Genomic DNA, 12267 nt, shown 5'->3' on the forward strand with positions numbered 1-12267 from the left:
ACACCCTCTCGCCCCCCGTCAGGATGACCCGAATGCTTGTCAACGCCGTGTCAGCCGCCGGTCAGGGCTTGACAACGTGCCACACGTCCTTGATGCCGTCGCCCTTCTTGTCGCCGCCGACGGTGTCCTTCACGAACAAATACAGCGGCTTGCCCTTGTACGCCCACTGCTTCATGCCGTCGTCGCGTGTCACGAGGGAATAGTCGCCGTCGGCTTTCGCGGCGGCATCGGCCATGACCGGGGGCCAGGCGGCAGCGCACTGGCCGTTGCAGACGCTTTTGCCGCTACCCGCCACATCGTTGTCGAACGTATAGACGGTGCGGTTCTGAGCGTCGACGAGCACGCCATCGACCGACTTGAGCGGGACTTGCGCATGGGCGGCGGCGGCGGCGAACAGACCGGCGGCAGCCACGAGGCCGGTGAGCACGGCGGACATCGATTGACGTTGTTTCATGACTTGGCTCCTGAGTGAAATGTCGTTGTCGACACTCTCTGAACGCCTGGCGCCGACGCTTTATTCCACACCTTTTTAGCGATATTTTTTGCTGCAACGCAGCATCCTCGATGGCGACCGCCCAGCCCCGTCTTGGTCATGTCATGCCACCGTCATCGCTTCGCCCCGGTGCCGTGTGGCGTCCGGTCCACATCGCGCAACGCAAGCTCAAGCCCGGTGTTTCAACGAATCGTTGATGCCTATCGACGCTCGGCAAGCGGAATAATCGACGTCTTCACAGGGTTTGCCCTGTGGGCAATGCGCGCACTGCGGCGCATGTCCGCGCCCCGCCGGCACGCGCATTGACGACCAATAAGAACGATCCGACCAGACACCGATATGAATGTCCCCTCCCGCTCGTCCCCCTCACCGCACTTGTCCCGCCAGCCGCGTTTGAGTGTGGCCGCCCGCCTCGGGCTGAGCTTTACCGTGATCCTCGTCATGATGCTTGCCCTGGCCGCACTCGCGGTGCTGCGGGTGCACGGCATCGAGCGCACGCTCACGAACATCAGCGACAACAACAACGTCAAGCAGCAGTACGCCGTGAACTTTCGCGGCAGCGTGCACGACCGCGCCATCGCCGTGCGCGACCTCACGCTGACAGACGACGGTCATGTCGACGAAATCGTCTCGCTCATCGAACGTCTGAACGCCGACTACCAGCGCTCCGCCGGGCCGATGGACGCGCTGTTCGCCACGTCGAACGCCGCCAACGTGCGCGCCGAAGAGCGCGAGGATCTCGCGGCGATCAAAGCCGTCGAAGCACGCACGCAGCCGATCATCACGCAGGTGATCGCGCTGCGCCGCGCCGGCGATCTGGACGGCGCACGACGCCTCGTGCTCGATCAGGCGCGCCCGGCCTTCGTGGACTGGCTCGCCGCCATCAACCGCATGATCGATCGAGAAGACCGCACGAGCCACGTCGAGTCGATGGATGCGGTCGCAAACGCGCATGGCTTCCAGAGCGTGATGCTCGCATTGGTGATCGTGGCGCTCACGTGCGGCGCGGTCATGGCGTTCCTCATCACCCGCCAGTTGCGACGCGCGCTCGGGGCCGAGCCGGACGAGGTCAAGGCGCTCGCGCTGGCCGTCGACCGAGGCGAGCTTTATCACGAGTTCGACCTGAGCCACCGCGCACCGGGCCACGGGGCGAACCGCGAGCGCGACACGAGCATCATGGCGTCGCTCGCGGAGATGGCGACCAACCTGCGCCATGCGGTGACGCAGGTGCGTCACGCGTCGCATGACGTCACCGAGATCAGCCATCGCATCGCGTCGGGCAACCGCGACCTCGCGGCGCGCACCGCCGAGCAGGCCAGTTCGCTGGAGCAGACGGCCGCCGCGATGGAAGAACTGACTTCGACCGTCAGTCAGAACGACGAGAACTCGCGCGGCGCGAACGACCTCGCGCATCGCGCTGCGGAAATGGCCGAACAGGGCGGCGACATGGTCCAGCAGGTGGTCACGACGATGTCGTCCATCGACGCGTCGTCGCGCAAGATCGTCGACATCATCGCGGTGATCGAAGGTATTGCCTTCCAGACGAACATTCTCGCGCTGAACGCCGCCGTGGAAGCCGCACGTGCAGGCGAACAGGGCAAGGGCTTCGCCGTGGTAGCGGCGGAAGTGCGTAGTCTGGCAGGCCGCAGTTCCGCCGCTGCGAAGGAAGTGAAGCAACTGATCGACGCGTCCGTCTCGGAAGTCGCCTCGGGCACGACGCTCGTGCAGAGCGCGGGCGATACGATGCGCGAGATCGTCGCCCGCGTGAAGCAGGTCAGCAATGCGATGGACGAGATCACTGCCGCCAGCCACGAGCAGAAGCAGGGTATCGAGGAAGTGAACCGCGCGATTGCGCTGATGGATCAGGTGACGTCGCGCAATGCCACGCTGGTGGAAGACGCGGGGGCCGCCGCGCAGATGTTGCAGCAGCAGGCGCAGGCGCTCACGCTGTCCGTCGGCCGCTTCCATCTCGAAGCGACCGACGCCGGTGTCGCGGCGCTGCCGAACACTTCTACCGCATCGACCACATCGACGGCATCGACCGGCTTCGCTGCGTCGGCCCGGGCATCGAACGACGCCGGGCACGATGCCACGCATGTTGCCGCACAGGGTGCCGCTGACAGCGCTTTCATCGCGGCGCGCCCGGTCAGACGCATTGCGCGCTAGCCGATCCTGGCGTCTGCGCCAATCGGAAAGCTCAGCGTCAGCGATGTGCCGTTCAGGGCGTCGCTGCTCGCCGCAACGTCTCCGCCGTGCAGTTCGACGATGGATTTGACGATCGCCAGGCCGAGCCCGGTGCCGCCGGTTCTGGCATCGTCCTCGTTGTGACGTGACGGATCGACCCGATAGAGCCTGTCGAAGATGCGCGGCAGATGTTCCGGCGCGATCACATCGCCCACGTTGTGCACACGAAGCTGCGCGCGTGCCGGCGTCGAGGTGCAATACACCGAGATATCGCTGCCCGCGCGCGAATGCCGGATGGCGTTGACGAGCACATTCGCCAACGCCCGCCGCACCAAAGCGCGGTCGACCTCCGCCGTGGCGTCGCCCTCGACCTTCAGGCCGAGCCCCGCCTCCTCCGCCATCGGCAAAAAGTCCTCGACCAGCGAGACCGCAATCGCCGCGAGCGAACTCGTCTCACGCCGGACTTCCGTGTGTGCCGACTCGGCACGCGCGAGAAACAACATCGATGCAATCATGTGCGACAACCGCTCGCACTCCTCGATCGCCGACACCAGCACCGCCCGGTATTCCACCGACGACCGCTCGCGTGAGAGCGCCACCTGCGCCTCGCCCATCATGTTCGATAGCGGCGTGCGCAAGTCGTGCGCGAGGTCCGACGAGAACTGCGAAAGCCGGGTGAACGACTCGTTCAGTCGCGCGAGCATGCGGTTGAACGCGTGCGTGAGGTCGCGCAACTCGGCCGGAATATCGTCCTCGGGCAGCGGTGCGCCGAGCCGTGCGCTCGACACCTGCTCGGCGGCGAGCGTCAGCCGTTGCAGGGGCCGCAGGCCGAGCGTCACGAGCCAGAACGTCAATGCGCCGATCAGCACCGTGCCGGCGATCTGCACCGCAAGCGCGGTCAGCGCGAACTGCGTGAGGACCGCCAGCCGTTCCGTGGCGTCCATTTGCACGACGAGAATCACGTGCGTCGCGTCGGGACGGCCCTCACCGATCACCCCGTCGGCCGCGACATATTGCAGTCGCTCGCCGAGATCTGCCCGGCCGACGCGCTGCACGTCGTCGTCGCCGGGCGTGTCGTGCGAGCCCACCCGCGCGAGCCGGCTTGCCGGTTGCCGATAGCCCCGGCTCGCCACCAGCGTCTTGCCATCGACGTCGAGCACGGCGAAATCGAGATTCTGATGGCCATGCGTCGCGTCGTACCAGCGGCGCGGATCCGCACCGATCTCAGCCTTCGACGAGATGCCGCCCAGTTCATGACGAAGCGCGGTGACGGTGCCGAGCAGATCCTGATGCGCACGCACCCGCAACTGCTCGGCGAGCGCGAAGTATTGATAGAGCAGGATCAGCGCGAGCACCATGAACTCGCATGCCGCAATGATGAAGGTCAGGCGCGCGCGCAACGAGCGGGCGCGCGGCGCACGTAGCGACACGCTCATGACACCCGATCCTCGCGACATTCGAGCACGTATCCCATGCCTCTGACGGTATGAATCAGCTTCGGCTCGAAAGGGTCGTCGATCTTCGCGCGCAGGCGACGCATGGTCACGTCGACGATGTTGGTGTCGCTGTCGAAATTGACGTCCCACACCTGCGAGGCGATCAGGCTGCGCGGCAGGATCTCGCCCTGGCGTCGCATCAACAGCGCAAGCAACAGGAACTCCTTGGCCGTGAGCACGATGCTCGCCCCCTGACGCACGGCCTTGTGCCCCAGCAGATTCAGTTCGAGATCGCCCACGACGAGCACGTCCGACTCGCGTGTGCGCCCACGTCGCAAGATCGTGCGGATGCGGGCGAGCAATTCCGCGAAGGCGAACGGCTTGGTCATGTAATCGTCCGCCCCGAGATCGAGCCCCTTCACCCTGTCGCCGAGGTCGTCGCGCGCCGTCAGAAACAACACGGCCGTATCCTCCTGCGCGCGCAACCGGTCCAGCACCTGCCACCCGTCCTTGCCGGGCAGCATCACGTCGAGAATCACCAGATCGTAGGCGCCTGTCAACGCCATGTGCAGGCCGTCGATGCCGTCACTCGCGACATCGACCACGTAACCCGCCTCCGTCAGCCCCTTCTTCAGATACTGGCTTGTCTTGAACTCGTCCTCGACGACAAGAATCCGCATACCGACTTCTCCATTTAACTTCCCTTGCCACCGCGCTGCCCCACCATGCGGTAGAGCACCGGCAACACCAGCAGCGTGAGCACCGTCGACGACAATATCCCGCCGATGACGACCGTCGCGAGCGGACGCTGCACCTCCGCCCCCGTGCCCGTGGCAATCGCCATCGGCACGAAGCCCAGCGACGCCACCAGCGCCGTCATCAGCACGGGACGCAAGCGCGTGAGCGCGCCTTCACGCACGGCCTCCGCCAGCGGACGCCCGTTCTCGCGCAAATTGCGGATAAAGGATATCAAGACCAGCCCGTTGAGCACGGCCACGCCTGAAAGCGCGATGAAACCGACGGCGGCCGTGATCGATAACGGGATGCCGCGCAGCCACAGGGCCACGAGGCCGCCGCACAGCGCGAACGGAATGCCGGTGAAGACGAGGAGCCCGTCGCGAACGTTGTTGAACATGGCGAAGAGCAGACCGAACACCAGCAGCAGCGCCACCGGCACGACGATCTTCAGGCGATTCGACGCCGACTGGAGCTGCTCGAACTGTCCGCCCCACGCGGTCCAGTAGCCCGGCGGCACGGCGACCGTCTCGATCTGCCTGCGGGCGTCCTCGACGAACGACCCCAGGTCGCGTCCGCGCACGTTCGCGCTCACCACCACGCGACGCTTGCCGTTTTCCCGGCTCACCTGATTCGGGCCGGGCGAGAGGTCGAGCGTCGCCACTTCGGATAACGGAATGAACGCCACGCGGGCGGCCATCGCTCCTGCCGCGGCACCTGCGGCCTGATTACCCGCGCCATCGCCTCGGGGCAATGCAATGGGCAGCCGACGGATCGCTTCGAGATCGCTGCGCAGCGCGTCGGGCATGCGCACGACGATGCTGAACCGGCGGTCGCCCTGAAACAGCGTGCCTGCGCTCTGGCCGCCCAAGGCGGCGGCGACGGTGTCCTGGACGTCGGCGGCGTTCACGCCGTAGCGGGCGATCTTCTCCCGGTCGACGTTGATGGTGAGCATCGGCAGCCCGGACGTCTGCTCGACTTTGACTTCGGTCGCGCCTTCGATCGATTGCAGACGCGCGCTGATACGACTGGCGACATCGTCCAGCACCGCCGTATCGTCGCCGAACACCTTCACCGCGACATCGCTTCGAACGCCGGAGATCAACTCGTTGAAGCGCAACTGGATCGGTTGCGAAAACTCGTAGTTGCTGCCCGGAATCGATTGCGCGACGCGCGTCACTTCCTCGATGAGCTGTTCGCGCGATTTGCGCGGATCGGGCCATTCCGAAGTGGGCTTGAGCATGATGTAGCCGTCCGAGATGCTCGGCGGCATCGGATCGGACGCCACTTCGGCCGTGCCGGTACGTGCGAATACCCGCGACACCTCGGGCAACTGCGCGACGAGCGCCTTCTCCAGTTGCTGCTGCATCTCAACCGATTGCGTGAGGCTCGTGCCCGGAATGCGCATCGCTTGAATCGTCAGATCGCCTTCATTGAGACTCGGCATGAATTCGCTGCCCAGTCGCGTCGCCAGCCCGAACGTCAGCAGTACGGTCAGACAAGCCAACGCCACCACCGCACGACCGTGCGACAGCGCCCAGTCCAGCGCCGGTTCGTACACGCGCCGCGCGAGCGTCATCAGCCGGTTCTCCTTCTCCGACACCCGATTGCCGATGAACGCGGCGATCGCAGCGGGAATGAACGTGACCGACAGCACCATCGCGGCCGCCAGCGCCATGACCACGGTCATCGCCATCGGATGGAACATCTTGCCCTCCACACCGGTGAGCGCAAAGATCGGCAGATACACCACCATGATGATGGTCTGCCCGAACAGCAACGGTCGACGCGCCTCGCGAGCGGCCGCAAACACCTCCTTCAACCGCTCGCGCAACAAGAGCGGACGCCCCATCGCCTGCTGTGCGTGCGACAGACGACGCACGCAATTCTCGACGATCACGACGGCCCCGTCGACGATGATCCCAAAGTCGAGCGCGCCCAGACTCATCAGGTTCGCGCTGACGCGACCGGCAGCCATGCCGGTGAAAGTCATGAGCATCGCCAGCGGAATTACCATCGCGGTAATGAGTGCAGCGCGCAGATTGCCGAGGAAGAGAAAGAGAATGGCAATAACGAGCGCCGCGCCTTCGAGCAGGTTCTTCTTGACGGTCGCGATCGCCTTGTCCACCAGCACCGTGCGGTCATATACGGGAATCGCGGAGACCCCCTCGGGCAGACGTTTGTTGATTTCGGCCATCTTCTCGGACACCGCGCGCGAGACGGTCCTGCTGTTCTCGCCGATCAGCATGAACACGGTGCCGAGCACGACCTCCCGGCCATTCTCGGTCGCCGCGCCCGTGCGCAGTTCCTGCCCGATCGACACGTCGGCCACATCGCGCACACGCACGGGCACACCGCCCACGTTGTTGAGCACGACATTGCCGATATCGTCGGTGTTGCGCACCTGTGCAGGCACGCGGATCAGATACTGCTCACCGCGCCGTTCGATGTATCCCGCGCCGGCGTTGGCGTTGTTGCGCTCCAGCGCGCGCACCACATCGGCAAACGTGAGGCCGTAGGAGATGAGCCGCGCCGGATCCGGCGCCACCTGATACGCCTTGGCGAGCCCGCCGATGGTGTTGATTTCCGTCACCCCCGGCACGTTGCGCAATTGCGGTTTGATGATCCAGTCCTGAATTTCGCGCAGATCCGCCGACGTGTACGGCGTGCCGTCCGGCTTGCGCGCCTGTGACGTGGCCTCGACCGTCCAGAGAAAGATCTCCCCCAGCCCCGTCGAAATCGGCCCCATCTCGGGCGTGGTACCGGCCGGCAACTTTTCCTTTGCCTGGCCGATGCGCTCGTTCACGAGTTGCCGGGCGAAATAGATATCCGTGCCGTCCTTGAAAATGACGGTGACTTGCGAGAGGCCATATCGCGATATCGAGCGGGTCTGCTCCAGTCCGGGCAGGCCCGACATGGCTGTCTCGATGGGAAAGGTGACGCGTTGCTCCGCTTCGAGCGGCGAGTACCCCGGCACGTTGGTGTTGATCTGCACCTGAACGTTGGTGATGTCGGGAACGGCGTCGATCGACAGACGTTGATAGGAAAATACGCCGGCGGCGGCGACCGCCAGCGTCACGATCAGCATGAGCCAGCGATGCCGTATGGAAAATTGAATGATGCGTTCGAACATGCGTTGCGTCCCCGTCTGTCAATGGTCATGTTCTGCGGTGCGCTTGCCCAGCTCCGCCTTGAGCAGGAAGCTGTTCGACGCAACGTAATCCGTGCCGGGCGAGAGCCCCTTGACGATCTCGACCGACGTGCCGTCGCGACGGCCGGTTTGCACCTTGGTCGCCACGAAGCCCTTGGGCGACTTCACGAACACGACGGTTTCGTTGTCGATGCTCTGTATGGCGTCGAGCGCGACGGCCACCGGCACCGAGACCTCGCTGGTGCTCAGTGCAACGTTGACGAATACGCCGGGGCGCCACACGCCCTGCGGGTTGTTCAGCGTGACGCGTGCGACCGCCGTACGTGTCTGCTCCCCGAGCAGCGAGCCGACATAAGCGACGCGCCCTGACGCTTTCGAGTCGAACGCCGTCGCCCGGACTTCGACCGGCGTGCCCACGCGCACCGCGCCGAGCCACTGCGCCGGCACGGCGATTTCCGCCCAGACGGCGTTCAGATCGGAAATCGTGAACAGATCGCTGGCCTCGGTCACGGCCTCGCCCAGCGCCACATGTTTCGCCACGACCGTGCCATCGAAAGGCGCTCTGAGCACGAACCGGTTCAACCCGTCTCCTCCCCCACCACCTCCCCCAGCCGTGCCGACATCGGCCCCCAGCGCGCTGAGCTTCTGGCGTGCGTTGCGCAACGCGATGTCCGCTTCGCGCAGCCCTTGTTGAGCCAGAAGGAAATCCTGCTCGGCCGAGATCTTGTCCTCCCAAAGCGATTTTTCTCGCTCGAACGTCTTGAGCGCCACCGCGCGGCGCTCCTGCGCCATGAGCCATTCGGCGCGTTGCTCGGAGACCTGCGTGCTGGAGATGACGGCGAGTACATCGCCGCGCCGGACCTGCTGACCGAGATCGACATTCACCCGTTCGACCACGCCGGCCACGCGCGGCACGACATGCGCCGTCCTGTCCTCGTTAAAGCGCACTTCGCCGGGCAACTGGGTCGACTCGACGATTTGCGCCGCGCCTGCGGCTTTGATCTGGATGCCGGCAGCGGACTGCTGAGTGTCGCTGAGCGTGACGAGCCCCTCGTCTTCATGATCCTTGTCGTCAGCCTGAGCGGCGCCGGAGGCTTTTGCGTCGCTCGCGTTACCGGCGTCTTTCTTGTCGTGCGCGTGCGGGTCGGCCGTGGCAGTCGATGACGAAGGCTGACTTGCGTTGCGCTCGGCGACCGCGCGCGCGGAACGGTCGAAGCCGAACAGGCCGATGGCCGCACTGGCGAGCAGCGCAACGACGGCGCCGGCGAATTGGAGTTGTCTGGTGCGTTGCACGATGGATCCTTACTTGGCGGACGTTGGCGAAAGGTGTTCGGCGGACAGCAGTGCGACACCGTCGACCGCCCCGCCCACGGCGAGGCTCGCCGCAGCGTAGGCGGCGTAGGTGTTCGCCACGGATGTCATGTACTGCGAGCGCGCCTGCGATAACGTGCGCTGGGCGTCCAGCACATCGAGAAAGCCGAATTTGCCGAGCAGGAAGCCACGGCGGGTGGCGTCGTACGCGCGCTCGGCTTGCGGCAGGATGATGTCGCGCAGACGCACGGTGGCGTCGCGGGTGGCCGAGAACTCCGCGTAAGACGCCTGTAACAACGCCTGTTGTTGCTGACGCACGCCGTCGTACGCATCGCGCGCCATGTCGGCGCGTTGCGCCGCCTCCATCGCAGCGCCCCGACGCGTGTCGAAAACAGGCAGTGGAATGGACAGGCCGACGACCGCCTGATTGTCGGTGCGCCCGTTGTCCGTCACCCGCTTCAGGCCGAGACTCACACTCACGTCGGGCACGCGTTGGGCACGTTCGAGCTTCGCCATCGCGTCGCGCCGGCCGATCTCCTCGTAAGCCGATTGCAATGCCGGTGTCGTCGGCAATGCCGCCACGAGCGACGACCAGCCCGGCAACTGCGGCAGCGCGTCCAGATCGCCCGCGAGCTGTTGCGGCAAGTCCGTATCGGACACCCCGAGGACTTGCGAGAGCCGCCCGCGCGCGCGACTCTGCGCCGCCCGCGCCGATGCGACTTCGATCTGCGCGTTGTTCAGCGCGATCTGCGCGCGTCCCTCATCGACCGGAGAAATCTTTCCGGCTTGTACGCGTCGCTGCGTGGCCGTGTAGGTTTCCCGGGCGATGTCTTCCGTCTCACTGGCGAGCGCAACGAGCGCCGCCGCCGAAAGCGTTTCGAAGTAGCGTGTCACGACATCGCTGCGCACGCTCGTCTCGGCGGTCTGCGCGTCGAGCGCGGCGACGCGTTCGGCTGCCGCCCCCGCCTCGACCCGATAGCGACGCTTGCCGGCCAGCTCGATGGGCTGCGTCAGTTGAAATGTCGTCGTGCGCGACGCATTGCGGAAGTCTTCCTGCGACACGGAAAGTTCGGGATTCGGACGCGCCCCGGCCTGCATCAGCGCACCGGATTGCGCATCGATTTCGCGACGCGCGATGCGCAGCGTCGTATTGTTGTCGAGCGCCAGTTGCATGGCCTGCGCGAGCGTAAGCCCCGCGTTTGCACCGGACGCCGTGGCATTGACGGAAAGTGATTGGGCATGGCCATTGCCCACCGCAGCCACGCCGATCGCGAGGCAGGTCGTGAGGATCAGGTTCTTCATGGGATCGACACAGGGACTCCCCCCGAGCGCTCGATGCCCGTGGCTGCGTGCCTGACAGGGGGAAAGTGCGGAAACGGCCCATGCTCGCGCACAAGCCGCGCGAATCGGATCAGTTGGGCGCCGACCGTGGCGTGAGGCTCGGGTAGAGCGCGTCGGGCTGATCCATCAGTCCCTGACGACGCGCTTCGACAAGTTCCTGGTACACCTGGTCGCGAGTCTTCACAGACGGTGACTGCGTCGCCTGAATCGCCTTCAGACTCGACGGCACCGGCACGCCTTGCGCGTGCGCCAGCGTGAGTTCCGCCACCACCGCCTCACGCGTGTCGGGACGGGATTCGTTCGCCGGTGCGAACGTGGTCGCCTCGTTACCGTAGAGATGGTCGGCGCGGGCCGCCGTGGACATGACGGCCATCAGGCCGAGAGCGGCGCAGAGCATAATGCGCTTTTGCATGGTAGTACCCCTTTTGCTTGGCTAGGAAAGGCAGGTCATCGAAGCCTGTTGGGTACCCATCGTATGCAGCGCGCGCCCACACCAACATGAAACGCGGATTACATTTTTGTCATGCGACGAAGGCCCGCATCCGTGACGAATGCAGGCCTTCGCTCGTGGTAGTCGCTGTGGTAGTCGCCGCAGTAGTCGCTATGTTAGCGATGTGTTAGCGATGTGGTAGCGATGTGTTGAGGAGCTGGTGCCGATGTCGCCCATCGCGGCGACGCCTACTCTCCTTTCGGTGCCGCCTTCACGCGGCTGACCAACTGCGTCGGGCTCACGAATTGCAGCGCAATGAGCACCCAGAGCAGCGTGATCGCCATGTAGATCATGGCCATCGCGTCGATGGATTGCGGGGCGCGCACGCCGGTAGAGAACACGGCGTAGTACAACGCCACCACCAGCGTCTGCGTGTCGGGGCCCGCGGTGAAAAAGGTCAGCTCGAACATGCCGATCGTGCGCACCAGCACCAGCAGGCCCGCAGCGAGAATGCCCGGCACCAGCAGCGGCAGCAACACGTAGCGGAAGTACTTCAGCGTGTTCGCCCCGAAGATGCGCGCCGCCGATTCGAGATTCGGATCGATCTGCTCGATGAACGGAGTCATCACCAGAATCACGAACGGCAACGACGGCACGAGGTTCGCGAGAATCACGCCCGCGAGCGTGCCGCCCAAGCCGACCTTGTAGAGCACTGTCGCCATCGGAATGCCGTACGTTACCGGCGGCACCATCAACGGCAGCAGAAACACCAGCATCGCGAGTTTCTTGCCGGGAAACTGCGCTCGCGCCAGCGCGTACGCCGCCGGCACGCCCAACGCGATCGACAGCAGCACGACCGCGCCCACGACTTCGACCGTGACCCACAACACGTCGGCCAGTTGAAAATCGCGCCATGCCTGCGCGTACCAATGCAACGTGAAACCCTCGGGCAGCGGCGTGCCGAACCAGCGCGTGGCAAACGAGTTCATCGTGACGGTGGCGATCATCAGCGCCACGTTCACGAGGAAGAAAATCATCGCGCCCCACACCAGCGCTCGCCACAAGCGGGAGCCGGGCCCCTCCCGACGCCTCTTGCGCCGGGTTTCGGGGGCGATAGCCGACGCACTCCCGGACGCCTGCGTTGCCATGAATCCTCCGTCTTGCGCGGCCATCGTGCCGGCAGGAT

Annotated in this window: 8 protein-coding genes and 1 pseudogene; 1 reads left to right on the forward strand and 8 read right to left on the reverse strand. The window is 65.2% G+C overall.

Annotated elements, in window-relative coordinates; translation table 11 throughout:
* Positions 1–61: 61 nt before the first annotated feature.
* Complete coding sequence (locus tag PAN31108_RS09600; protein WP_150668639.1) at positions 62–454, reverse strand: COG4315 family predicted lipoprotein; 393 nt, start codon at positions 452–454, stop codon at positions 62–64.
* A 378-nt stretch (positions 455–832) separates the two neighbouring features.
* Between PAN31108_RS09600 and PAN31108_RS09605 the strand changes: the two genes are divergently transcribed.
* Positions 833–2659 carry a methyl-accepting chemotaxis protein gene (locus PAN31108_RS09605; RefSeq protein ID WP_150668640.1) on the forward strand — a complete coding sequence of 609 codons (1827 nt, stop codon included), beginning with the start codon at positions 833–835 and terminating at the stop codon, positions 2657–2659.
* Here the strand turns inward: PAN31108_RS09605 and PAN31108_RS09610 are convergent.
* The 7 genes and pseudogenes from PAN31108_RS09610 to PAN31108_RS09640 form a co-directional block, all read right to left on the reverse strand.
* Positions 2656–4113 carry a heavy metal sensor histidine kinase gene (locus PAN31108_RS09610; protein ID WP_174994913.1) on the reverse strand — a complete coding sequence of 486 codons (1458 nt, stop codon included), beginning with the start codon at positions 4111–4113 and terminating at the stop codon, positions 2656–2658. The genes PAN31108_RS09605 and PAN31108_RS09610 overlap by 4 nt on opposite strands.
* Positions 4110–4793 (reverse strand): heavy metal response regulator transcription factor, encoded by a 684-nt coding sequence (locus tag PAN31108_RS09615; RefSeq protein ID WP_150668642.1) that lies wholly within the window; start codon positions 4791–4793, stop codon positions 4110–4112. The genes PAN31108_RS09610 and PAN31108_RS09615 overlap by 4 nt, the downstream gene beginning before the upstream one ends.
* A gap of 44 nt (positions 4794–4837) precedes the next feature.
* Positions 4838–7981 (reverse strand): annotated as a pseudogene (locus tag PAN31108_RS09620) (efflux RND transporter permease subunit); the annotation flags it as partial.
* A gap of 18 nt (positions 7982–7999) precedes the next feature.
* Positions 8000–9292 carry an efflux RND transporter periplasmic adaptor subunit gene (locus PAN31108_RS09625; RefSeq protein ID WP_246183861.1) on the reverse strand — a complete coding sequence of 431 codons (1293 nt, stop codon included), beginning with the start codon at positions 9290–9292 and terminating at the stop codon, positions 8000–8002.
* A gap of 9 nt (positions 9293–9301) precedes the next feature.
* Entirely contained in the window at positions 9302–10612 is a 1311-nt protein-coding gene (locus PAN31108_RS09630; RefSeq protein WP_150668644.1) for a TolC family protein, read from the reverse strand.
* Positions 10613–10721: 109 nt separating this feature from the next.
* Positions 10722–11063 carry a DUF4148 domain-containing protein gene (locus PAN31108_RS09635; RefSeq protein ID WP_150668645.1) on the reverse strand — a complete coding sequence of 114 codons (342 nt, stop codon included), beginning with the start codon at positions 11061–11063 and terminating at the stop codon, positions 10722–10724.
* Positions 11064–11329: 266 nt separating this feature from the next.
* Positions 11330–12229: an ABC transporter permease gene (locus tag PAN31108_RS09640; protein ID WP_306440140.1), complete on the reverse strand. Its 900-nt coding sequence runs from the start codon at positions 12227–12229 to the stop codon at positions 11330–11332.
* Between the last annotated feature and the right edge of the window lie 38 nt (positions 12230–12267).

The sequence above is a fragment of the Pandoraea anhela genome (assembly GCF_902459655.1).
GTDB lineage: Bacteria > Pseudomonadota > Gammaproteobacteria > Burkholderiales > Burkholderiaceae > Pandoraea > Pandoraea anhela.